This is a genomic window from Haloferula sp., assembly GCF_049672945.1.
Taxonomy (GTDB): Bacteria; Verrucomicrobiota; Verrucomicrobiia; order Verrucomicrobiales; family Akkermansiaceae; genus Haloferula.
Map to the genome: position 1 here is coordinate 1 of NZ_JBATWY010000220.1, position 21,850 is coordinate 21,850.

The window sequence follows — 21,850 nt, forward strand, 5'->3', positions numbered from 1 at the left end:
GGCCAAGTTGTTTGCAGAAGGTGGTAGCTTCCCCCAAGGCATAGGTGGCGATGCCATGTTCGTACGGCATCGGATTGGGTTCATTGCCATCGACCAACCGACCCTTCTTTTTGACGCCCATGTCGACGAGATAGGTGATGGCTTTCAATACGGTTTCGCCGTACTTCTCCGAGAGTGGAGTTTCGCAGTGTCCGAGGTAGGCAAGAAGAGCCAGGCCGGTCATGGCGGCTCTCTTGTCGCCTGTCCAACTGCCGTCCGGGTTCTGGGTCTTCTGGAGCCAGTCGAGTCCTTTGACGACGGCCACTTCGCACTGCTCGGTGCCACCGCTTTCGAGGAGTCGGGCCATGCGGTCCTCTGGCGAGCAACGCTTACTCATGGTGGAGGGGATGGCGCCGAATCCACCACCGCCGCCGCCGTCGCCACCGGAGCCCCATCCGTCACCGAAGTCATCTCCGTCACCGAAGTCGGTTGAGGGTTCCGGGATGTCGACATCGGGAACCGGGACGGCTGTGGGCGAACTTATGTTCGCGGCGATGACCTTGGCCATCGAAGAGGAGGGGGCGGAAGGTTTGCGTTCGACGCTGTTGGTCATCTTCTTCTGCTCGATCTGGTCCTCGTCATTGACGGTGGCGGAGTAGCTGACGATGACGGGGGTCTCCTTGAGGAAGGGATCGAGGAAAATGAAGGCGAGAATGAGTCCCAGCAGGACGAGCACGAGGAAGGAAACGACGATTGATGAAATCGTGGAATTGCGGCGCTGGGCGTTCAGGCGTGCCTGAGCTTCCGGGCTAAGTTGGGCGTGGAGACTCATGAGTCAGATGAAAAGGGGAAGTGGATTCGATTTGGAAAAGGTAGATCGGGTGGGAGCGTTGACCAGTCGAAAAACAGTCCCCATCTCGTTAACCCACTGCGGCAAACGTGCGAATTCGCCATTTCTTAGGAGGAATGGGGAAAATTCTTGTGGCTGGGGAGAACTTGTAAACCTCTCCCGAAGCTCGGCCATTGACATGTTGAGATCTGTTTGGCGGGACCGCTCCAGAATCTGAGATGGACGGTGCCGCTGAATGGATCGGGTCTGGAGAATCATTCAAAAACCCATGAAAAATCCAAGAATAGGATCAGGTTTCACCCTGGTCGAACTGATGGTGGTGGTTGTGATCATTACCGTATTGGCGTCGGCCGTGTTTTTGTTTTCAAAACGGGCCATCAATCGGGCAGAGAAGATGGCGGCGATTCAGCAAATGCGCGATCTGGGTGCAGGGTTGGAGGGCTATATTGCGGACTACGGGCGCGCGCCGATTCCAGGCGGCAAGGCTCCGGGCATCAATCGAGACAAGGAACCTGGGTGGGATACGATTTATGGGGACCCGCCGCAACCGAAGCGCAACTATGGGAACGAGGCGATCATCGGTGCACTTTCCGGGGATGGGGCTTCCGATTTCAGAATGGACAACGGTGAAATTTTTCGAGCCAAGCAGCTGAATCCGAAGGGCAACCAGTACCTTCGGTTTCCGTTTTCAAAGGAAATGAAGAACGGGGTTGGCGAAGACGGGCGGCTCTATGATCCGTGGGGATTTGAGGTTGTCATTGCGATCAATTCTCATGCACTTGGGAGTCCACCGGACGAACGCAGGCTCGATACCTACGGCTTGGGTGAATGGACTGATAAGAAACCTCGTTTTGAGCGCTACGCATTTTGGTCCTACGGGAAGGATGGTATGAAGGATGAGTCCCTTTCGCAGTCCGACGACGTGGCGTTTTGGTAGCCCTTGTGAAGGCTTGGAGCGCGGCTATCGATTACTCTTTCTCGGCTTCCTTGGTGGGAGTCTGGTAGTGATCGATGATTCGGTCGGCCACGGTGCCTTCGATCAGACCGGCGGACTCCAGATCTTTCGCGAGGCTTCGAGCGGCGGCGGTTTCAATTGCAGTCAACTGGCGCTTGGTGCCGGCACGGTCCGAGGGGAGGATTTCGAGATTGGGGATGATCTTCTCCATGCCGGGTGAGATTTCAGGATCAATCAATGGAAGGATGATGGGGGAGCCGCTCAAGGTGATGGGCATCCGGCCGTCTTCAAGGTCTACGATCAATACGGGGTCGAGAAGCTCCAGTCGTTTGGCGGCTTCGTAGGCGCTGGTCAGGGTGTTGCGGACGAGTTTTTCCTTCACGGGGTAGTCGCGAGTGCGCGTTTCGCCGAAGGAGTCCATCTGATCGTATTGGAACACGCGGTCAAAGAGATCGGTGGGGGTCAGCCCGAGTTGATCGGCTCTGTACATCAGGGCGATGCTGCGGAGCAGGGTTGCCTCCGCGTCTTCCGCTTCGAATTGACGGTAGAAGGAGGAATCGGAGGTGGCCCCCTGGAGTTCGGCGACGATCTCTTTCTTCACCACATAGCGGCGGTAGTGTTTGTGAACAAAAAGGGAGCCAACCAGCAGGGCGATCAACAGGATCGAGTAGCGGAGAATATCAGTGATACGGGTGTCCATCAGGTCCAGATCGATTTGGTTTTCTTGGGTTCTTCAGTGACTTCAAAGGTCCGTCGCTCACGAGCATGGAAGAGGGCTTCTTCGCGAGTGATGTAGCCTTGTTCGAGGAGGGCGGCAATCGATTGGTCGATGGTTCGGTTGCCGTCCTGGTAACCGATCTCCATGAGCCCGACGAGTTGCTCGAACTTTTTCTCGCGAATGCAGGCGCGGATCCCGTGATTTGCCCGAAGGACCTCGGAAGCGAGCACGCGGCCATTGCCATCGGCACGCGAGATCAGACGCTGGGAAACGATGCCTTCGATCACGCTGGCGAGTTGAGTGATGATTTGTGCCTGCTGGTCGGCCGGGAAGACATCGACGAGGCGGTCGACGGACTGGGGAGCGTCGAGGGTATGAAGGGTGGCGAGCACCAGGTGCCCGGTTTCCGCGGCGGTGAGGGCGATGCGGATGGTTTCCAGATCGCGCAGCTCGGAGACGACGATGACGTCGGGGTCCTGGCGGAGCGCTTGGCGCAGGGCGATGGGGAAGCCTCGGGTGTCGTGGCCGACTTCGCGCTGCTTGATCAGGCAGCTGCTGTGCGAGAAGACGAACTCGATGGGGTCTTCAATGGTCACGATCACCCCGGAGCGGGTCTCCGAAATCCGGCGGATCATGGCGGCGAGACTGGTGGTTTTGCCTGATCCGGTGATGCCGGTGACGAGAACCAGTCCGCGGCGCAGGTTGCAGAGGTCGGCGACGACGGAGTGATGCCCGAGATTGTCGAGCTCCGGTATTTCGTCGGGAATGTGCCGGAAGGCCGCCTCATGGCTGCCGCGGACGACGTGCACATTGCCGCGGAATCGGCCGACCCCTTCCAAGTGGAGGGCGTAGTCGAGTTCCCAATTCTCCTCGAGGCTGGAGCGCTGGGTCTCGCTCAGGGTGTCATCGATCAGGCCCTTGACGGTCTTGGGGTCGAGGTTGAAGTCTTCGAGCGGCACCAGATTTCCTGAGACGCGGGCCGCAGGAGGCGCCCAGCCGGAGAGGTGGAGATCGGAGCCGCCGAGTTCGACGGCTTGACGGAGGTAGTCGGTGATTTCTCGTGCTTGGCTCACAGTGGTTCGTGGGTGGATTGGATCAGGAAATACCACGCAGGGCACGGTCGAGATCCTGAGGGCGATCGCAGGCGGATCGAGCGGTCTCGGGATCAATGATGTTCTGTTCGACGGCGGCGACGAGGTAGCGGATGAAGGAGCAGGCGTTGTCGTTGGAGGAGGAGGTGACGTGGTCGCGCAGCTCGTCGAAGGATCCTTCGGCGATCCATTTGCGGGTGATCGAAGCATTCTGGAAATACTCGAGAACCGCGACCTGCCCGCCGTTGATGCGGGGTAGTAGTTGCTGGGACATGACACCGATGAGTTGCTGGGAAAGCAGGCTGGCGGTGCTGGAGGTGTGAGTGGTGATCAGGCGGGCGATGCGTTCGAGGGAGGTGGAAACTCCGGCGACGCCGGAACCGTGGAGGGTGGAGATGACCAGATGTCCGGTCTCCGAGGCTCGCAGCGCGGAGAGGGCGGATTCCGCGTCGCGGATTTCACCGAAGAAGATGACGTCGGGGTTTTGGCGAAGAGCCTGCCTGAGCGCGATCTCGAAGTCGCCGGTATCATGATTCACCTCGCGCTGGGAAAAATAGGACTGCTCGTTGTGGAACAGGTATTCGATGGGATCTTCGATCGTGACGATGTGTCGCGAGTGGTGGTGGTTGATCCAATCGAGGCAGGCGGCGACTGATGTGGACTTGCCGGATCCAGTCGGGCCGCTGAAAAGAATGAGGCCGGAGCGTCGTTCCAACCAGGAGGTGAGGATCTCACCCGGCAAGCCAAGTTCCTCGAAGGATGGGGCGACTTCTTTGATCGGGCGCAGCACCAGCGCCAGGCGGCCGAGAGTGCGGTAGGCATTGAGGCGAAGTCGGCCCACGCCTTCAACCTCGAAGCTGGCATCGCCGTCGTTCTGGCTTTCGGGTTCGAGTCCGCAGGTGCGCCAGATTTCGGCGATGGATTCGTGGTCGAGTGCTTCGCCATGGGCGACGATGACCTCGCCATTGCTTCGCACCCGCGGGCGGTCGCCTTCGACGAGAAAGACGTCGCTGGCACCTCCGCTGAAGGCGGTGGAAAGCAAATCGAGGAGGGCGGGTGTCACGGCTGGTCGGAAAGCTAGCGGTTTTGACCCCGGCGGAAAGGGAGAAGGTTGGAGGTGACGTGGAAAGTGGACGCGGAGAAAATTCTGAGCTGAAACGATTTGGGTTTGGGTTTCTCTGGGGAAAGAAAAACCCCGGAAGCTTGAAGCTACCGGGGTCAAATGGGTTTTTTGAAAGTGGTAATCAGGACAGGAATGACTCCGCTGCGCTCCGTCCATGCGAGCTTGCAGGCTGGGCCTGACCGGCTTGTCGCTCACTTTGGTTCGCTTCGATGCATTCAAACCAGGATGCTCCGGGACCCTCTGCGAGGCCCCTCCGCCTGGGTTCGCTTCCTGTCCTTCACCTATTGGTGCAAAGAAAAGCCCCGGCGGTCTGAACCGTCGAGGCTGGTCTAATCTGAAAGTGGTACTCAGGACAGGAATCGAACCTGCACGGGCGCAATGCCCACTAGATCCTTAGTCTAGCGCGTCTACCAATTCCGCCACCTGAGCTTTGAGTGATTGGTGGGCGCGGATTTAGGGACGCTGCCGGGTGATGGCAAGAGAATCTTTGTTTGAATTCGAAATCTTTCATTTCGCATCAAGACTTGCCAGACCGACTCTGGCAGGGAGCATGGGCGCGCTTCTCATGGAACCGATACGAGCCGACAACATTATCAAGAAGTTCGGAACTGTCACCGCGCTCGATGGAGTGAGCGTGGAGGTGGAGGCGGGGGAGCTGTTTTTCCTTCTGGGGGCTTCCGGTTGCGGGAAAACGACGCTGCTGCGGTGCATCGCGGGGCTGGAAACGCCGACTTCCGGCCGAATTCTTTTCGGGGAGAAGGAGGTCACCTCGCTGCCACCTCACAAAAGGGAAGCAGCGATGGTTTTCCAGAGCTACGCGCTGTGGCCGCATTTGAACGTCGAGCGGAACGTCGCCTTCGGCCTCGAAGAAAGGAAGGTCTCCAAGTCCGAGATCCAGCGACGAGTCGGTGAGGCTCTCGAATTGGTCCATCTCAGCGGCATGGGCGATCGCGGGATCGATCAGTTGTCCGGTGGGCAGCAGCAGCGGGTTGCCTTGGCCCGGGCGCTGGTGGTTCGGCCGAAGTGTCTGTTGCTGGACGAACCGCTTTCAAACCTCGATGCCAAGCTGAGGATCGAGATGCGCCGGGAGATTCGTCGGATCGTCAAGGAGGGGGGGCTGACGGCGATCTACGTGACCCACGATCAGGAAGAGGCGCTGGCGATGGCGGATCGAATGGCGATCATGAAGGCAGGCCGCATCGAGCAACTCGGACGGCCCGAGGAAGTCTACCGTGATCCGCACTCGTCTTACGTTGCGGGATTCATCGGCGAAACGAATTTGATCAAGGGAAAGGTGCTGGATATCCGCGATGGTTTCGTCAAGGCCGAGACTGCGGCAGGGCCCTTGGTTGGGAGGTGCACCGATGCGAATTGGACGCCAGCCATTGGAGATCAGGTGACCCTGTCCGTCAGGCCGGAAGCTTGGACGATCGATACGGCGATTGGAGAGAATCCGATTGAGGGGACCATCGTCGATCGGAGCTACCTCGGGCAGTGCATTCAGTATGACTTGAGTACGCCGGCCGGGAATCAACACGTCGTCGAACTCAACCCGCATCGGATTCACGAAACGGGGGAGAATCAGGTCCGGCTTCATGCCCGCCATTCGGATGTCATCGTATTGAAAGACTGAGCCATGCTGAAGCGAGTTCTTCCCGTATTGATTGTGCTGGCGATTGTCGTTGCGGCACCTCTGGTGCTGCGTCGCGACACGCAGGTGGCGGAGGCCAGCGATAGCCAGGACCGCCTGGTCATCATCACGCCGCACAATGACTCGATCCGGAATGAGTTCGGCGAGGCCTTCGCGGAGTATTGGATGAACAAGACCGGGCGCACGATCTACATCGATTGGCGCGCTCCGGGAGGTGGTGGCGATATCCTGAAAGTCATCGATGGATCATTTGCCGCGGCCGAGGAATTGGGTAAGGAAGGCACCGAGCTGGATCTCTTTTTCGGCGGTGGAACGAGGGACTTCATCAAACAGGCATCGCGCGGTCATCTGGCAAAGATCGAAGTCTTCGACCGCCATCCCGAGTGGTTTGGCGACGACGAGTTGCCCGCTGGTTTTTCGGGGGAAACGTACTACGATGAAGATCGTCGCTGGGTGGGGGTCTGTCTCTCCCAGTTCGGCATCGTTTACAATAGCGACGTGCTTGAGTGGATGGGCGAAGAGCCACCGCAGAAGTGGAGTGACTTGGGTTCGCCCAGTTATTTTGGTAAATTGGCGCTCGCTGATCCCACCAAGAGCAGCTCGGTGACCAAGGCATTCGAAATGCTTGTGCAGGAGCAGATGCAGGAAGTGATCCGCGAAAAAGGGGACTCGCCGGAGACGCGGGCTGAAGGGTGGAGCCGGGGGATGAACCTGCTTCAGAAATTGGCGGCGAACGCCCGCTATTTTACCGATTCGGCAAGTAAGATTCCGCATGACGTGGCGATGGGCAATTCGGCTGCCGGGACCTGCATCGATTTCTATGGTCGTTCTTTCGAGGATGCGGTGCGTGACGAAAAAGGGAGGAGCCGAGTGCGCTGGATTTCGCCGCAGGGTGGCACTTCGCTGAACGTGGATTCGATCGCCATTTTTCGGGGAGCACCCCATATGGAAATTGCTCAGGAGTTCGTGGTTTTCTGCCTGAGCGACCAGGGTCAGTTGCTGTGGAACAAGAAGCCAGGATCGCCCGGTGGGCCAAAAGACCGGGCCCTGCGGCGACTTCCCGTGCGTCGGAGTTTTTACACGGCGAAGTGGATGGAGGACTTCACGGATCCCGACGCCTTGCCTTATGAGCGGACCGGGCAGTTCGTTTACCAGCCTGACCTGACGGTTGAGGCCTTCGATACCCTGCGCTTGATCTTCCGTGCGATGTGCATGGATCCCTATGTGGAACTCAAGATGGCCTGGAATAAGTTGGCGGTGGAGGGCGAGGGTGACCTGTCGCTTTTCTATGATGTTTCCGCCGTTAACTACGAGTACGTGATGAACGAGTTGGTGCCGTTGGTGGAGAGCGGGGATCCCATCGATTTGACCCGGACACTGACCAGGATTTCGAAGCAGTTTCGCAACAACTACCGTCGCGCTGCGGAAGGGAAAGGAGATCAGCCATGAAACGGAATCATGCGATCATCGTAACCACTGTGATCAGCTTGCTTTTCCTGTTCTTTTTCATCTATCCGGCCTTGTCGGTGGTGAAGGAGGCATTCCAGAGCAAGGATGGACTGACGCTGGACTTCGTCTACGAGGTCTTTCGTAATCCGGTTTATGTCGAGGGCTTGAGGAATGCGCTGATGCTCGGGGTTGTGAGCACCCTGGCATCCTTCGTGATCGCCTTTCCGCTGGCCATGATTTCTCACCGCTATGATTTCTTTGGAAGAAAGGCACTGGGTATTCTGATTCTCATTCCCCTCGTACTTCCGCCATTCGTCGGTGCGATTGGGGTGATCCATATTCTCGGTGTCACGGGTTCGCTCAATGCGGTAATGATTGACCTCGGTCTGATGGAGCCAACGGGCCGTGTCGACTGGTTGGCGAAAGGTCGCTTCTGGGGGATCGTGGTGATGAATGCCCTCCATCTCTATCCGATCCTTTACATGAACATCGTGGCCTCGCTGGCCAATCTGGATCCAGCGATGGAGCAGGCGGCGGAGAATCTCGGCTGTTCGCCACGCCGTCGTTTGTTCCGAATCACCCTGCCTCTGGCGATGCCCGGGATCTTTGCCGGTGGATCGATTGTCTTCATCTGGTCGTTCACGGAACTGGGTGTGCCGCTGGTGTTCAACTACAGCCGTGTCGCGCCGGTCCAGGTGTTCGACGGCATCAAGGATCTCGGCGGAAACCCGGCGCCGTATGCACTGGTGGCGGTGATTCTGGTGATTTCATCGCTGGTTTTCGGACTGACGAAGTTCGTCTTCGGACGGAATCGTTCGACCGCCCAGCCACGCCCGAAGGGTCGTGATTCCGAGATCAAGCTTCGCGGTCTGAAGTCCCTCGGTGCCGCGCTGATTTTTGCCGGGGTGTTTGTGATTGCCTCGATTCCCCACCTCGGAGTGGTGCTGCTTTCCCTTTCCGAAGACTGGTATGACAGCGTGGCGCCCCTTCACCTGACGATGAGTCATTTCACCGAAGCGCTCGGGGATCCCCTGGTGGTGCCATCGATCGAGAACAGCCTGATTTACGCCTCGGTCGCGACCTTGATCGCGGTCATTGTCGGGCTGGCGATTGCCTGGGTGGTGGTGAGGAGTGATATCCGGGGGCGTGGCTTGCTTGACGCGCTGGTGATGCTGCCGCTGGCGGTGCCGGGCCTCGTGATGGCCTTCGGCTATCTGGCCCTTTCACGGGAAGGTCAGCCTTTGCATTTCCTGATCGGTGCTGGCGGGAGTCCGGCGATGCTGCTGATCGTGGCCTATGCAGTACGGCGATTGCCGTATGTCGTTCGTGCTGCGGTGGCGGGCTTGCAGCAGAGCAATCCGGCGATGGAGGAGGCGGCCCGTTCTCTCGGAGCGGGTCCCTGGCGGACTTTGCGTCGGATTTCGATACCTTTGATTGGTGCCAACGTCGCGGCCGGGGCAATCCTTGCCTTCGCCTTTGCGATGCTGGAAGTGAGCGATAGTCTGATCCTCGCGCAGCAGGCGAGGCACTATCCCATCACCAAGGCCATCTACACCTTGCTGAGCACGCTCGGCAACGGTCACGAATTGGCGGCGGCACTCGGTGTCTGGGCCATGGTCTTCCTTGGGATTGCGATTGCAGGGGCGGCTGGAATCGGTGGGAAAAAGGGCGGTCTATTCAAGATGTGAGAGAGATTTCAGGACGGGGGAGTCGCGCGATTCTGCGTTCGCTCAGAAGCTTGAATTTTCCTCAGGTCGAGAGCTTAGGTTGATTGAAGTGTCGGTGGGGGATCCCGAAGATTGGGGACTCGAACCTGCAGAGCCTCCCGCTGATGGAAACGAAAAAAGCGCGCTCCCGAAGGGGAACGCGCTTTTGAATGGGTCAAGCTGGAGAGGTGGCGGAGTTACAAATCAGTCGCTCCTTCGACCCCACCTGCGGCTTCGGCACCGGAGAGTTCGACGGGCTTGTAGCCGCCACGTGCCTTGAAGTAGAGCGCCAGACCGATGTAGGCGATGAGCATGATGATTGGGAAGATCGTGATCTTCGCAAGAGAGCCCTGTTTGGCGCTCTTGACGGTTTCATGGACCTCATCCTGTTTCGCTGGCTCGAGTTCGGCGACCTTTCCTTCGTCCACAGCGTCATAGTTGCCGAGGAAGTAGGTGCTCTCCGTTGACACTTGTTCGTAGGTGCCGGGAAGTTTTTCCTCGATGGCGGTTTGAGCTGATTTTTCCTGCATCGCGCCGATCAGCGGGCCGCCAAGGATACCGACGGTCAGCATGCCGATTCCGGCAATGGAGTTAAGTGTCACGGCGCCACCTTTCGGAAACTGCTCGGCAACGACACCGAGGGTGGTGGGCCAGAAGAATGTCTTTCCAACTCCGTAGAGGGTGGCAGCTGCAAAGATGGCGACCAGGCCGGAGGCGACGGAGAGTGCGAACAGTCCGGCGATTGCCAGCACAGCACAGACGATGAGCAAGCCGATCGGGTTGATGCGATGGACAATGGCTCCGGCGAAGAACCTCAGGATCATCATCAGTGCGGAAGTGTAAACCAGGACCAGCAGCGGGTGCTTGCCGGCGGCTTTGAGCGGCTCCTCCATGATGCCGGTAATCGCTGCGTCGGTGCCGAGTTCCGTGGTGGCGAGAGGCATCATGATCAGGCAGAGCAGGATCATCATCGGACGACCAAGCGAGCGGCAGTAGGCACCGTAGGCGGCGACCGCTGCGATAATGATCACCCAAGTGACCGTGGTGCTCCAACCGAAGACCATGCCGAGTTGCTTGAAGACGAGGAACGAGGCGATGGCTGCTCCAATGATGCCGAATTCAGCGAGCATCTCACGATAGGTCACACCGGAAGCGACACGCTCGTTGACCGGGAACTTGGCCTTGATGAGCATGATCAGGTAGATGACGGCGGGAATCGCGATGATGTAAACCAGCACACGCCAGTCTTCGGCAGCCCTGGCTCCCAGAGCCATGGTGAGGATGCCACCAATGACGAGACCTCCCGGCCAACCGGCGTGGAGAATATTCAGCCACTTCGTTTTCTCCTTGTTGAAAATGGTTGCGACGATCGGATTGATGAAGGCTTCGACGGTACCGTTACCCAGGCCAAGAATGATCGAACCTGCGGTGAGATATTTGAGCGCCAGAGCCTGGGCGGCGAGGAGCTCATCGCCGGCCAGGGCTTCTCCACCCGGATTGACGATGCCGTAGGCCTTCAGGGCGAGGAAGGCGTAACCAATGTAGCAAATGAAGCTGAAGAACATCGCCGCCCGGTAGCCAATCTTGTCGATGATGAGACTGAAAAGAATGATCGAGATGGCGAATGGCCAGATACCGGCTCCGAAGAGTTCCTGAGCCTGCACTTGGTTCAGCCCGAACTCAGCTGGCCAGAGAGAGGGGTCGTTGACAAGGAAGGCTCGACTGATGAATGCGAAGGACGTCGTAACGAGGGCGACGAAGCATCCCCAAAATACGAGTTTCTGATTGGCGGTAGTACTCATGGGTTGGTTTGGTGTAGCCGTGGTTCTTAGAGGGCTGTTGAGTGGGTGACAAGCAAACGTCGTGGCAGTGATGATTTGCGACCTGCGACTTGCGACTTGCGAGCTTGCTACGGGGATGAGCTTTGGTTTCTAGCAGCAATTTTCGGATGGCTCGGACTCGATGCAGGCTCGACGAACTGAAGGAGGGGACTGGTTTTCGAAAGGGATGCCGAAGGACTCGAATGTCCCCGGTCTCGAAGAAAAAAGCCCGGACCTCATGGGGAGGACCGGGCTCTGAGAGTGAGAAAGGGAAGCGGGCAGGATGCCCTCGTTCCCTTATTTCGAAGCAGAGACGTAGCTGGCCTGGGCGGCGCCCTTGGCCATTTTCTTCTGCTTGATCCAGCTCATGGTCGAACGAAGGCGCTCACCGACCTTCTCGATCTGGTGCTTGGCTTCTTCCTTGCGGATCTTGTTGAAGGTCTTGCACCCCCCGTCGGCCTCGGCGATCCACTCTTTGGCGAATTTGCCGGATTCGATTTCCTTGAGCTGCTTGACCATGCGCTTCTTGACGGAGGCATCGATGATCTTCGGTCCGACGGAGACATCGCCCCACTCGGCGGTTTCGGAGATCGAGAAACGCATGCCGGCGATGCCAGCTTCGTTCATGAGATCGACGATGAGCTTCAGTTCGTGGAGGCACTCGAAGTACGCCATCTCTGGTTGATAGCCGGCTTCGACGAGGGTTTCGAAGCCTGCCTTGACGAGGGCGGAGGCACCACCGCAAAGGACGACCTGCTCACCGAAGAGATCGGTGACGGTCTCTTCCTTGAAGTCGGTTTCGAAGACACCGGCACGGGTGCAGCCGACGCCGCGTGCCCATGCGAGGGCGATTTTCTTGGCTTTGCCATCGGCGTCGTTGTGCACGGCGATGAGGCCGGGAACACCTTTCCCGTCGACGAACTGCGAGCGGACGGTGTGACCAGGGCCTTTTGGCGCGACCATGATGACGTTGACGTCGTCAGGGGTGGTGATGGTTTTGAAGTGGACGGCGAAGCCATGCGAGAAGAGCAGGGTCTTGCCCTTGGTGAGGTGAGGCGCGATGTCCTTGTTGTAGACGGCCGCGATCTTGGTGTCGGGCACGGCGACGAAGATGACGTCGGCAGCTTTCACGGCATCGGCGGTGTCCATGACCTTGAAGCCGAGCTTCTTGGCGACTTCGCGCGACTTGGATTTGGCGTAGAGGCCGATGATGACATTCATGCCGCTGTCCTTCAAGTTGAGGGCGTGGGCGTGTCCTTGGGAACCGAAGCCGATAACGGCGAGGGTTTTCTTTTTAAGTATCGCCAAAGTGGCGTCCTTGTTGGTGTAGATCTTCGCGGCCATGATGGTCTGGATAATTTATTCGTGTTGCCGCAGCGTTTTGGCGCGACGGGGCGCGAAAGCTGGAGAAATTGCGGCGAGTTTCAAGTGTCAAGTTTCCAGTTTCCTGATTGGGCGGAATGGAGGAGTGTGCCGGAGTGATGATTGAGAGACCGACAGCGGCGGCCCACCGGGTGGTTTCCGAGGTGGTGAAGGCCGGCGATCTGGTGGTGGATGCGACCGCTGGGAACGGGCACGATACGCTGTTTTTGGCCGGGTTGGTGGGGGATTCCGGAAAGGTGCTCGCCTTTGATGTGCAGCAGGCGGCGATCGCGGCGACACGCGAGAGGGTCGATGCGGCGGGTCTTTCGGGGCGGGTTGAGATGCGGCACGAATCGCACGGGAAACTGCTGGAGCGTGCGGGCCGGGGTCGGGCGTCTGCGGTGATGTTCAACCTGGGCTATCTGCCCGGGGCGGATCATGCGGTGATCACTGAGGTGGGGGAGACGGTCAAAGCCGTGGTGCAGGCCTTGTTCGCCTTGAGGTCGGAAGGGGTGATGACGATTGTCTGCTATACCGGGCATCCGGGGGGTGAGGAGGAAGCGGCAGCGGTGGTGGCGGGTTTGAAGAAGATCCGGGACGAGGGCGGTGTTCGTTTTGAACTGGAGATAGGCGAAGCGGTTAAGGAGAAGGCACCGTTTCTGGTGGTGGTGAGGAAGTTGTAGAGTGGGCTCGTTCTCGTCCTCGTTCTCGTTCTCGTACTCGTACTCGTTCTCGAGTGCTTTTTTCGAGGACGAGGACGACGACGACGAGGATTGAGAATGAGGAGGATGGAAGAAGGGCTTGCCATGCTTCTCTCCATATTGGCTCCTTGGGAGTGATTCGGATCTGTCGATGGATTGCGGTGGCTTTTCCACTGTGGGTGATTCTTGGATGCGTGTGGGCGTGGTTCAGGCCGGCGGACTGGGCATGGGTGGGTCCACTGATCAAGCCGGGTCTTGGGGTGATCATGCTGGGAATGGGCCTGACGCTGCGGGTTCGGGATTTTCGATCCGTGCTGCGGCAGCCGGGTAGCGTGGGCTTGGGAGTGCTGGCTCAGTTCACGGTGATGCCGGCGTGCGGTTGGGCCATTGCGAAGGGATTCGGGCTGGAGCCGGGTCTGGCGATCGGATTGATCCTCGTTTCGTGCTGTCCGGGTGGGACGGCTTCGAACGTGATCTGTTACCTGGCTCGGGCAAACGTGCCGTTGAGTGTTCTGATGACAATGACTTCGACCTTCGCGGCGGTGGTGATGACGCCGCTGCTGACGAAGTTCCTGGCCGGGAGCATCCTGAAGGTCGATGCCTGGGGCTTGTTTCTGTCGATGGTTCAGATCGTGTTGCTGCCGCTGGTGGTGGGGATCGTGGTCAACACCTTGCTGGATCGTTTGAAACATCCGGAGCCGATCCGTCGCTGGGTGGGAGCGCTCGGGCCGGTGCTGAGCGTGTGGATCATCGTGTTGATCGTCGGCTTCATTGTGGGCGCCAATCGGGAGGCGATTTCAGAGGTGGCAGGCGCCTTGTTCGTATCGGTTCTGCTGCTGCATTTGCTCGGCTTTGGCTTGGGATACTTCTTGATGAAGTTTGCGGGGAAAGAGGAGGCGTTCCGTCGGACCGTATCGATCGAGGTGGGAATGCAGAACAGCGGGTTGGGTGCTGCGCTGGCGAAGGAACACTTTTCGCAGTATGCCGTGGCACCGGTGCCAGCGGCGATCTCCGCGGTGTATCACTGTTTGATCGGAAGCGTGCTGGCGGCTTGGTGGGGGAGGGGGAAAGATGAAAAGCTGGAAAGCTGAAATTTGAAATTTGAAATTTGAAATAAAAACGGCCGCTTCCGTTGGGAAGAGGCCGTGTGGGGTGAGGCGAAAGGACTTACAAAGTCCTTTTCCCTGTTAGATGATCTCGCCTTCGTTGAAGAAGCGCTTGAGTTCATCGGCGGCGGCTTCGGGGCTGTCCGATGCGTGGCAGATGTTGCGCATTTTGGCGTCTTCACCCTTGTCGCCGAAGTCGCCGCGGATGGTGCCGGCAGCCGCTTCCTTGGAGTCGGTCGGGCCCAGCAGGTCGCGGACGCGTGTGATGACATTTTCGCCTTGGAGGGCGAGGGCGACAACCGGAGTTTCCTGCATGAAACCACGCACGGAAGGGAAGAAGGGCTTGTCGGCGATGTGCGAGTAGTGCTCGGCAAGCAGCTCGTCGCTGAGTTCCATCAGCTTCATGCCACGGATCTTGAAGCCAGCCTTTTCATAGCGGGCGAGGACGGTGCCGACGAGGCCTTGGGAGACGGCGTCAGGCTTGAAGAGAATGAGGGTGGTCTCAGTTGACATGGTGCGGAGGTAGGTCGGAGGGGCGGATTAGGCAAGACTTTTGGCGGAACACAGGGAGAGGACGGGTTGCCGGTGCGACACTTCGAATCCTTGGGGATGGGTCTGCTAGAGGGATGAGGCGATTTCGGCGGCGAGGCGGGCGAGGAGTCGCGACTCGGCGGCGGCGAGTTCGTCGTAACCGTCGGCTTGAAGGGCTTCGGTGCCGGACCACGATTTGGAACTGACCATGCGTCGATCAGGCAATGAGTAGACACGCCAGGCGGCTTCGATGAAGGCGTCGCCATCGGCCGTGCCGTGGAGTTGGCGGATGTCGACACTGATCTGGTAGCGAAGGCCGCTGTCATCGGCCCAGGGGTAGGTGCGGACATTGCCGGTGCTGAGTCGACGGCCGAGGTTGGCGGCGAGGACTGATGAGACATTATCTTCCAGATCGCCTGCCCAGCGATGGGATTCAGCGATGGCGAAGCGGTTGCTGCCTTCGCGAAAGACGAGATTGGGTCGGTCGAGATAGGCGGCGATGGAAACCGGTCCGACTCCGATCCCTTGGCCTCCACCCGAAGGTGCCGGGCCTTCCGGCGTGAGAAGATAGTAGGACTTGGATGGCGCGCAGGAATTCAACTGAAGCGCGAGCGCGGCGAGGACTCCAAGTTTGATGAGAGAGGTTAATCGGGGCATTCGAGATTGGAGGTGGAACGGTCAGCGTTTGGCGCGGGGGATGGGGTCTCCGGAAGAGTCGCGTCCGAAAAGCAGGGAGTTGGGTTTGTCGTCGATCGTGTTGGTCAGTTGGTCGAAGGAGCGAAGGGCGGAGCGGAGTTCGTCGAGGGTGCGGCGTAGATCACCCTGCATGGCCCCCGTCGGTCCCAGCGATTCCACGGAAGTTCTGAGTTCGACGAGTGTTTCATTGAGTTCCGTGGTCACGTTTTGGGTTTCATCGGAACCCAGCAGCTTCTTCATTTCATCCAGGGTGGATTCAATCGAGGCCATGGTGGTGCGGGCTTCGGCGACGGTTTTAGCGGTCTCGTCTGCGGCGTTTCCGAACTTGGCCAAGGTATCGTCGAGCGGCAGGGCCTGGATCTTGGCGAGGAGGGCGTTGAGCTTGGCTTCGACCTGGGCGAATCCCGATGACTGGGTGGGGATCACATCATAGTCTCCGATCTTGCCGAGCGTGGCGGGAGCGGCGTCCGGAACGAAGTCGATGTCGATGAACATGGCACCAGTCAGCAATGAGGCGGTGCCGAGCTTGGCGCGAAGTCCTTTGCGCACGGCTTCGGACAGCAGCAGAGTGCCATCGGATTGATTCTCCGTGGCCCGCCGCAGGGTGTTGGTGTCGAACTCGATCACCACGGGCACGCGGGAATCTCCCGGAGGCGAATGCTTGAACGAGATCTCGACGACGCGACCAATCGGGATGCCACGGAACTCGACGGGAGCCCCGCGATTGAGTCCGCGCACGGTGCTGTCGAAGAACAGCAGGGCTTTCTGATCGACGTCGAAGGAGGCGTCGCGAGCGGCGGATTCATCCTCGAAGAGGGTGAAGACCGATCCGTCTTCGGCGGGCTCTCCGACGATGACGCCTTTGGGAACGGAGAATGATGCACCGCCGGTGATCATCGCCTGGAGCGAGGGGGTGCGGAGTTTGAAGCCGTCGGCACCGGCGCTGACATCGATGCCGCTGTTATTCCAGAAGCGGGTGCCGGTGTGCACCTGTTCCGCGTAGAGTTCTTCGATGAAGACTTCATAGCGAATCCTTCGGGCGTCGTTGTCGAGCGTGCGGCGCTCGACTTTTCCGACTTCGAAACCGCGGTAGTAGATCGGTGCGCCAACTCCGAGCGAACCCGCTTCATCGGCGACGAGGGTGAGTCGCAATCCGGGCACGTTGGCAGCGGTCACCGGGGGTTCTTCGAGGCCGACATAATGAGAACTTCCATTAGGGCCGTTGCCTGGTTCGAGTTCGATGTAGGCACCGGTGAGGATGGTGCCGAGTCCGGAAATATCGCTGGTGGAAACCCTTGGGCGAACGACCCAGAAGCGGGAGTTTTTTCGCAGGAGGTCTTCCGCAGTGGGTTCGAAACGGAGCTTCACATTGACCGATCCGATGTCTTCGGCGAGGGAGACTTTCTCGACCACACCGACGCGGACCGAGCGGCAGCGGACCTCGGTTTCGCCCGCCTTGATGCTGTCGGCCGTTTCAAAGTTGACGGTGACGAGTGGGCCTTTGTCGGCATAGTTTTTCCAAACCAGCCAGGCGGCGAGTGCGAGGGCGACGGCGGGAACGACCCAGACGCTGCTCCATCGGCGGCGTCGACGGATGGAGGCTTGGACTTCGGTGGTGACTTCACTCATGATGCGGATTGGGAGAATCGTCGGTCCCAAAGCAGACGGGGATCAAAGCTCATGGCAGCGAGCATGGTCAGGATGACGACGCCTGCAAAGGAAAGTGCAGCCGGGCCTGGTTTTATCGTCATCAGGGCTCCGAGCTGGACCACGGTGACGAGAATCGCCACGACGAAAACATCGACCATTGACCAGCGGCCGAGAATTTCGGTGAGGCGGTAGAGTTTTCCATGGTTTTTGGGAGAGGCCGGGGCCTTGCCTGAGGCGGCGAGGCAGAGCCAGACGAGCGCGGCGACCTTGAGGATGGGGATCACGACGGAGGCGGTAAAGATGATGATCGCCACGGGGTAGGAACCGCTATTCCAGAAGGTGATGACGCCGCCGACGATGGTGCTGCCGGATCCTCCTGCTGCACCGGCACCGAGACCTTCGACATTCATGATGGGGAGGACCATGGCGGGAACGTAGAGTGCGGCCGAACCGATCAGCAGGGCCCAGGTGCGGTTGAGGCTGTTGGGCTTCCGCAGGTGGAGCGGACTGTGGCAACGTGGGCAATGGCCCTTTGCCACGGGGCTGAGCTTGCCGCAGGTGTGGCAGCAGGCAAGCCCGAGATCGGCGGCGCGCGGTGGGTTCATGATTTCCTTTTCTTGAGGGCGACTTCGATGCGATCCCAGAGCTCGAGGCGGTCGATCCCGGAAAGGGCGGCGGCGAGGCAGATGACGAGGGCGGAAAGGGCCCAGAGCCCAATGCCGAACTTGATCTCGGCGATGTGGCCGAGCTTCAGCAGGCTGACCACAAGTCCGAGCAGGAACACTTCGAGCATGCTCCATGGTTGGAAGAACTGTAGCCAGCGGGTGAGGGTCACGGCACCGGGAAGCACACGGCCGTGCCGAAGGGGGGCAGCGACGTAACAAAGGCTGAGCGCGAGACCCAATGGGGCGACGATGGTAAAAAACACCACGGCCATGCTGAGGATCGGACTGCGGTCCTTGGCCAGGGCGTGCACGGATTGCATCAAGGTAAGCTCAGTGTGGATCCCCGTGGTCGCCATGGTAAGGAAGGGAAAGCCGTGAACCAGTACCATGAGGATCAGGGCAGCGGACGAGTAAGCGGTAGCACGAGCGAGCGAACGAGGGCGGTTCTGGTAAAGCAATTCTCCGCATTGGCCGCAGTGGGCGGCTTCGCCCTCAACAACGGGTGGGGCATTTTGCAAGGTGTCGCATGAGTGACAGGCCACTTGATCCGAACCGTCGGGCCGTGGCCATGACAGGCCGTGGTGCTGACGTTTGAATTCCATGGATACGCCCGGAAGGATCTTATCGTTTCGGCAGGAAACAAGGCAAAGCTTTAAAGAGTGGGCAGAAGGGTGCGCGGAATGCTGCGACGACGGTGCTGTTTGGGATTTGCTTGGAAAGCCGCCTAAGGTGAATCCGGATAGGCACTATGGAAAATTCGACGGTCGGATCGAGGCCGGTAATCTGAAAGACTATGCACATGGACGAAGTGATTGAGGATGAGACATTGAAAGTGGAGGTTCTCGAGACTCTGCGGCGCGCCGTCGTGGAGAAGGACGGGACGGTGGCGCTGGCGGCGCTCAAGACGATCGATTGGGACGATCAGAGATGGGCCGTTTCTCGCTTGTCGGCCGACGAAGTGGAGACGCTGATTCGAATTCTCGGGGCTGAAGACGCGGCGAAGCTGCTCAGTCACCTGGCGGAAGCCCAGGCGGTGGAGGTTCTCGAGGAATTGGAGAGTTCCGAGGCGGCGGCGATCCTCGATTTCATGTCGCTCGAGGAAAGCGGCGATCTGTTGAGGGAACTCGACGAAGTCGATGCGGAAGAAATCATTGCGGGGATTGCCGACGAGGAGACTCGGACCAGTCTGGAAAAGCACGTGGCTTACCCGGATGGCAGCGCCGGAAGCCTGATGCACGGTGGTGCGGTGACCTTTCCGGTTTCTGCGACCGTGAGGGAGGTGCTGACCGAGCTGGGTGAGCACGCGGTGGAATACTCGGACCGCGATGTGCAGTATCTTTACGTGGTCGAAGCTGACGCGAAGCTGGTGGGAGTGTTGCGTCTTCGGGATCTGGTTTTGTCGACCCGCGGCAGGCCGATCAGCGAGCTGATGATTCCCGATCCGCTGTCGGTCAAGGATTCGACCGGGCTGCCGGAACTGGTGGAGCTCTTCGAGCAAAAAAAGTATTTTGGACTGCCGGTGGTCGATGACAATGGGCAGTTGCTCGGCGTCATTCCGAAGGACGCGGTGAGCCGCGAGTCGGCGGAAGAACAGGCCGACATGTTCCTGCAGGCGAGTGGTATCGTGAACGGTGAGGAGATCCGTAGCATGCCCTTGCTCGAGCGTTGCGGGAAACGTCTGGCGTGGCTCGGGCCGAACATTGTTCTAAACTTGATGGCTGCCAGTGTGATTGCAGCAAACGAGGCTACTTTGCGTGAAGTGATTGCTCTGGCCGTCTTCCTGCCGATCGTGTCGGACATGAGCGGTTGTTCCGGAAATCAGGCGGTTGCCGTGAGTATCCGTGAGTTGACCCTGGGTCTTCTGCGTCAGACCGACTACTGGCGGATCGTTCTAAAGGAGGGGGCGGTGGGAATGATCAACGGATTCGTGCTTGGCTGCGTGCTGGGATCGATCGCCGCCCTTTGGAAGGGAAACATCATGCTCGGAGTGGTGGTCGCCTCGGCATTGATGTTAAATACGATGCTTTCCGTACTTCTCGGAGGCATGGTGCCGCTGTTCCTCAAGCGGATGAAGGTCGACCCGGCCCTGGCCAGTGGTCCGATCCTGACGACCTGCACGGACATGTGCGGCTTCTTCCTTGTGCTGACTTTTGCCTCGGCAGCGCTGAGTCAGTTGGCAGGGGTGTGAGGTAGTGTCTGGAGAGGGGAGCGTCGGCGTCTCGCCCGCTTTGCTTCGCTCTCGGGACGGGGTTGATAAGCGGGCGGGACGCCCACGCTCCCCGTTTTGCGGATCGCTATTGGAAATTCGGCCTCAGAGAGGCCTTGCGTAGGTGTTGCAGCGGTTGAACCAGCCTTCGCGCCAGCGGGATTCGCCGCGTGCCGGCGGGGAGTTGTCGATGCGGCGGCCGAGCATGCGCTTGGCGCTGGCGGCGAATTCGGCGGCGGCGGGTTGCCCTGCGGGAACATCCTTCATGTTGCCAAGCACTTGAAGCAGTCCCCAGCCCTGGCCGTTGTAGCGTTCGGCGGCGGAAGTTCCTTCGCCTTTGAAGTTCACGTAGTCGATCAGCGCGTAGGTGCCGTTCGGTGTCGAGGCGACCTTGTTGTAGTTGTTTTGAATGCGTCCGCGATCCGAGGCAGGGGCGGCGGCGAGGATCTTCGGCAGGGCGCCACGTGAGCGTGCGATGATGAAGTCGGTTTGGAGCGGCACAGTGTTGGCGAGCCAGCTGCGCAGGCTGCTCATTTCCGGACCTCGGAAAGCGGACTGGAACTGGGCCTTGCTGGTCCAGGGTGAGTGGCGTTGCAGGGCGACGGCGGGCGGCTGAGATCCCCGCTGGCGGGCAAAGGCGATGAACTGAGGAAAACTTTCCTCAAAGCGGCCATTGAAGCCGGCGGGATACCAGATGAAGTGGCCGATGCCCATCGAGGGAAACTCTTCGCCCGCATTCCAGGTGGTGAGGCCGTCGACCGTGCCGCCGCATTCATTTTGCCAGATCTTTTTACCGATCGCCGACTTCTGAGCGGCGGTCAGGTTCGAGGCAGCGCTCGGGGAGCCCGATGTCCCGCCAGGGGCGGCGGGGCCGCAGGAGGCAACCGAGAGCAGAAGGAGGGCGGCGAGGCAGCGTGCTTGCATGAAAGAGGTTTATCGCCTGACGTGTAGGCTCGCAAGCAGGACCATGAGCAAGATTCCTTGGAAAGAGATATTCAGTTTTTCAGCACAGGATGTGGTGAAGGTCGTGATCACGGCCGTGATCATCATGGTGGTGACCAAGATCCAGATTTTCAGCGACAAGCTCTCGGCCTTGCTGATCGCGCTGCCGCTGACCTCGATCGTGGCGATGGTCTGGATGCGAGCGGAGCGCCCCGATGAGCCGGAGCGGATCGCCGGCCATGCCGAGGCGACTTTCTGGTTCGTGCTGCCGACTTTGCCGATGTTTTTGATTCTGCCGTGGATGCTTCGCCAAGGCTGGGGGTTCTGGCCAGCGCTGGGTGCCAACTGCCTGATCACCGTCGGGTGCTTCTGGCTCACCGTGGTCATTCTGCGTCATTTTGGCACGAATCTGATGCCTTGAGAGCTCACAAGTCAATTTTCCCTTGTCAAAGTTCTGGAACTCTGTTTTCTCCCGCCCTCCGGTCATGGAGGACCGGAAGGCACGGCATGACTCCCGATAATATTATTCCTATCGAGCAGCCGAAGCCTCATTCCCGGTTTGCAGGCACACCCATGAAAAGCGATCTTGTTGAGAATGCGGCGGAAGTTGTGACCGACCCATTGGTCTTGGTAAATATGGTTTCCAAGA

The 21,850-nt window shown here is 59.2% G+C and carries 19 protein-coding genes, 1 tRNA gene and 1 pseudogene; 8 read left to right on the top strand and 13 right to left on the bottom strand.

All coding sequences use genetic code 11. The annotated features are described in order from the left end of the window. Positions 1-811 (bottom strand): annotated as a pseudogene (locus WBG04_RS19260) (hypothetical protein); the annotation flags it as partial. A 286-nt stretch (positions 812-1,097) separates the two neighbouring features. Here WBG04_RS19260 and WBG04_RS19265 point away from each other — a divergent pair. Further along, positions 1,098-1,766 carry a type II secretion system protein gene (locus WBG04_RS19265; RefSeq protein ID WP_424316345.1) on the top strand — a complete coding sequence of 223 codons (669 nt, stop codon included), beginning with the start codon at positions 1,098-1,100 and terminating at the stop codon, positions 1,764-1,766. A 31-nt stretch (positions 1,767-1,797) separates the two neighbouring features. Here the strand turns inward: WBG04_RS19265 and WBG04_RS19270 are convergent, their stop codons facing one another. The 4 genes from WBG04_RS19270 to WBG04_RS19285 all read right to left on the bottom strand — a co-directional run bounded on the left by WBG04_RS19270 (position 1,798) and on the right by WBG04_RS19285 (position 5,145). Beyond that, entirely contained in the window at positions 1,798-2,484 is a 687-nt protein-coding gene (locus WBG04_RS19270; RefSeq protein ID WP_424316346.1) for a hypothetical protein, read from the bottom strand. Next, the gene (locus WBG04_RS19275; protein WP_424316347.1) at positions 2,484-3,575 is read right to left on the bottom strand and encodes a type IV pilus twitching motility protein PilT; all 1,092 of its coding nucleotides are present in this window, start codon (positions 3,573-3,575) and stop codon (positions 2,484-2,486) included. The genes WBG04_RS19270 and WBG04_RS19275 overlap by 1 nt, the downstream gene beginning before the upstream one ends. Positions 3,576-3,597: 22 nt before the next feature. Then, complete coding sequence (locus WBG04_RS19280; RefSeq protein WP_424316348.1) at positions 3,598-4,656, bottom strand: type IV pilus twitching motility protein PilT; 1,059 nt, start codon at positions 4,654-4,656, stop codon at positions 3,598-3,600. Positions 4,657-5,057: 401 nt separating this feature from the next. Beyond that, positions 5,058-5,145, bottom strand: a tRNA-Leu gene (locus tag WBG04_RS19285). Positions 5,146-5,281: 136 nt separating this feature from the next. Between WBG04_RS19285 and WBG04_RS19290 the strand changes: the two genes are divergently transcribed. Genes WBG04_RS19290 through WBG04_RS19300 form a run of 3 tightly spaced genes read left to right on the top strand, consistent with a single transcriptional unit; the run spans position 5,282 to position 9,504 of the window. After that, the gene (locus WBG04_RS19290; protein WP_424316349.1) at positions 5,282-6,349 is read left to right on the top strand and encodes an ABC transporter ATP-binding protein; all 1,068 of its coding nucleotides are present in this window, start codon (positions 5,282-5,284) and stop codon (positions 6,347-6,349) included. A gap of 3 nt (positions 6,350-6,352) precedes the next feature. After that, positions 6,353-7,816 carry an ABC transporter substrate-binding protein gene (locus WBG04_RS19295; protein WP_424316350.1) on the top strand — a complete coding sequence of 488 codons (1,464 nt, stop codon included), beginning with the start codon at positions 6,353-6,355 and terminating at the stop codon, positions 7,814-7,816. Continuing rightward, positions 7,813-9,504: an ABC transporter permease gene (locus tag WBG04_RS19300; protein ID WP_424316351.1), complete on the top strand. Its 1,692-nt coding sequence runs from the start codon at positions 7,813-7,815 to the stop codon at positions 9,502-9,504. The genes WBG04_RS19295 and WBG04_RS19300 overlap by 4 nt, the downstream gene beginning before the upstream one ends. A 215-nt stretch (positions 9,505-9,719) precedes the next feature. Here WBG04_RS19300 and WBG04_RS19305 read toward each other — a convergent pair whose 3' ends face one another. After that, positions 9,720-11,324, bottom strand: a complete 1,605-nt coding sequence (locus WBG04_RS19305; RefSeq protein ID WP_424316352.1) for an MFS transporter — start codon at positions 11,322-11,324, stop codon at positions 9,720-9,722. A 315-nt stretch (positions 11,325-11,639) separates the two neighbouring features. Then, positions 11,640-12,686: a ketol-acid reductoisomerase gene (ilvC, locus tag WBG04_RS19310; protein WP_424316353.1), complete on the bottom strand. Its 1,047-nt coding sequence runs from the start codon at positions 12,684-12,686 to the stop codon at positions 11,640-11,642. A gap of 137 nt (positions 12,687-12,823) precedes the next feature. Between ilvC and WBG04_RS19315 the strand changes: the two genes are divergently transcribed. Both WBG04_RS19315 and WBG04_RS19320 read left to right on the top strand, forming a co-directional pair. Next, complete coding sequence (locus tag WBG04_RS19315) at positions 12,824-13,387, top strand: class I SAM-dependent methyltransferase (RefSeq protein ID WP_424316354.1); 564 nt, start codon at positions 12,824-12,826, stop codon at positions 13,385-13,387. Between the two features lie 179 nt (positions 13,388-13,566). Beyond that, the gene (locus tag WBG04_RS19320; protein ID WP_424316355.1) at positions 13,567-14,496 is read left to right on the top strand and encodes a bile acid:sodium symporter family protein; all 930 of its coding nucleotides are present in this window, start codon (positions 13,567-13,569) and stop codon (positions 14,494-14,496) included. Between the two features lie 96 nt (positions 14,497-14,592). On the opposite strand, the gene ndk is transcribed toward WBG04_RS19320, so the two are convergent. The 5 genes from ndk to WBG04_RS19345 all read right to left on the bottom strand — a co-directional run bounded on the left by ndk (position 14,593) and on the right by WBG04_RS19345 (position 18,655). Continuing rightward, positions 14,593-15,024: a nucleoside-diphosphate kinase gene (gene ndk, locus WBG04_RS19325; RefSeq protein ID WP_424316356.1), complete on the bottom strand. Its 432-nt coding sequence runs from the start codon at positions 15,022-15,024 to the stop codon at positions 14,593-14,595. A 105-nt stretch (positions 15,025-15,129) separates the two neighbouring features. After that, complete coding sequence (locus WBG04_RS19330) at positions 15,130-15,699, bottom strand: PqiC family protein (RefSeq protein WP_424316357.1); 570 nt, start codon at positions 15,697-15,699, stop codon at positions 15,130-15,132. Between the two features lie 21 nt (positions 15,700-15,720). Continuing rightward, complete coding sequence (gene pqiB / locus WBG04_RS19335; RefSeq protein ID WP_424316358.1) at positions 15,721-17,367, bottom strand: intermembrane transport protein PqiB; 1,647 nt, start codon at positions 17,365-17,367, stop codon at positions 15,721-15,723. Then, a complete protein-coding gene (locus WBG04_RS19340) occupies positions 17,364-17,993 on the bottom strand; it encodes a paraquat-inducible protein A (RefSeq protein WP_424316359.1) in 630 nt (209 codons plus the stop codon). Before WBG04_RS19340 ends, pqiB begins: the two co-directional genes overlap by 4 nt. Next, the gene (locus tag WBG04_RS19345; protein ID WP_424316361.1) at positions 17,990-18,655 is read right to left on the bottom strand and encodes a paraquat-inducible protein A; all 666 of its coding nucleotides are present in this window, start codon (positions 18,653-18,655) and stop codon (positions 17,990-17,992) included. The genes WBG04_RS19340 and WBG04_RS19345 overlap by 4 nt, the downstream gene beginning before the upstream one ends. Before the next feature lie 191 nt (positions 18,656-18,846). On the opposite strand from WBG04_RS19345, the gene mgtE reads away from it, so the two are divergent. Then, complete coding sequence (mgtE, locus tag WBG04_RS19350) at positions 18,847-20,241, top strand: magnesium transporter (RefSeq protein ID WP_424316362.1); 1,395 nt, start codon at positions 18,847-18,849, stop codon at positions 20,239-20,241. A gap of 123 nt (positions 20,242-20,364) precedes the next feature. Here mgtE and WBG04_RS19355 read toward each other — a convergent pair whose 3' ends face one another. Continuing rightward, positions 20,365-21,183, bottom strand: a complete 819-nt coding sequence (locus WBG04_RS19355) for a hypothetical protein (protein ID WP_424316363.1) — start codon at positions 21,181-21,183, stop codon at positions 20,365-20,367. 43 nt (positions 21,184-21,226) lie between these two features. Here WBG04_RS19355 and WBG04_RS19360 point away from each other — a divergent pair, with 43 nt between their 5' ends. After that, on the top strand, positions 21,227-21,622 hold the full coding sequence (locus WBG04_RS19360; protein WP_424316364.1) for a DUF3147 family protein: 396 nt from the start codon (positions 21,227-21,229) through the stop codon (positions 21,620-21,622). Positions 21,623-21,850: the final 228 nt, after the last annotated feature.

Coding starts and splice junctions, on each gene's coding strand:
- WBG04_RS19265 (WP_424316345.1), top strand. CDS start 1,098: ATGAAAAATCCAAGAATAGGATCAGGTTTCACCCTGGTCGAACTGATG.
- WBG04_RS19270 (WP_424316346.1), bottom strand. CDS start 2,484: ATGGACACCCGTATCACTGATATTCTCCGCTACTCGATCCTGTTGATC.
- WBG04_RS19290 (WP_424316349.1), top strand. CDS start 5,282: ATGGAACCGATACGAGCCGACAACATTATCAAGAAGTTCGGAACTGTC.
- WBG04_RS19295 (WP_424316350.1), top strand. CDS start 6,353: ATGCTGAAGCGAGTTCTTCCCGTATTGATTGTGCTGGCGATTGTCGTT.
- WBG04_RS19300 (WP_424316351.1), top strand. CDS start 7,813: ATGAAACGGAATCATGCGATCATCGTAACCACTGTGATCAGCTTGCTT.
- WBG04_RS19305 (WP_424316352.1), bottom strand. CDS start 11,324: ATGAGTACTACCGCCAATCAGAAACTCGTATTTTGGGGATGCTTCGTC.
- ilvC (WP_424316353.1), bottom strand. CDS start 12,686: ATGGCCGCGAAGATCTACACCAACAAGGACGCCACTTTGGCGATACTT.
- WBG04_RS19315 (WP_424316354.1), top strand. CDS start 12,824: ATGATTGAGAGACCGACAGCGGCGGCCCACCGGGTGGTTTCCGAGGTG.
- ndk (WP_424316356.1), bottom strand. CDS start 15,024: ATGTCAACTGAGACCACCCTCATTCTCTTCAAGCCTGACGCCGTCTCC.
- WBG04_RS19330 (WP_424316357.1), bottom strand. CDS start 15,699: ATGCCCCGATTAACCTCTCTCATCAAACTTGGAGTCCTCGCCGCGCTC.
- pqiB (WP_424316358.1), bottom strand. CDS start 17,367: ATGAGTGAAGTCACCACCGAAGTCCAAGCCTCCATCCGTCGACGCCGC.
- WBG04_RS19340 (WP_424316359.1), bottom strand. CDS start 17,993: ATGAACCCACCGCGCGCCGCCGATCTCGGGCTTGCCTGCTGCCACACC.
- WBG04_RS19345 (WP_424316361.1), bottom strand. CDS start 18,655: ATGGAATTCAAACGTCAGCACCACGGCCTGTCATGGCCACGGCCCGAC.
- mgtE (WP_424316362.1), top strand. CDS start 18,847: ATGCACATGGACGAAGTGATTGAGGATGAGACATTGAAAGTGGAGGTT.
- WBG04_RS19355 (WP_424316363.1), bottom strand. CDS start 21,183: ATGCAAGCACGCTGCCTCGCCGCCCTCCTTCTGCTCTCGGTTGCCTCC.
- WBG04_RS19360 (WP_424316364.1), top strand. CDS start 21,227: ATGAGCAAGATTCCTTGGAAAGAGATATTCAGTTTTTCAGCACAGGAT.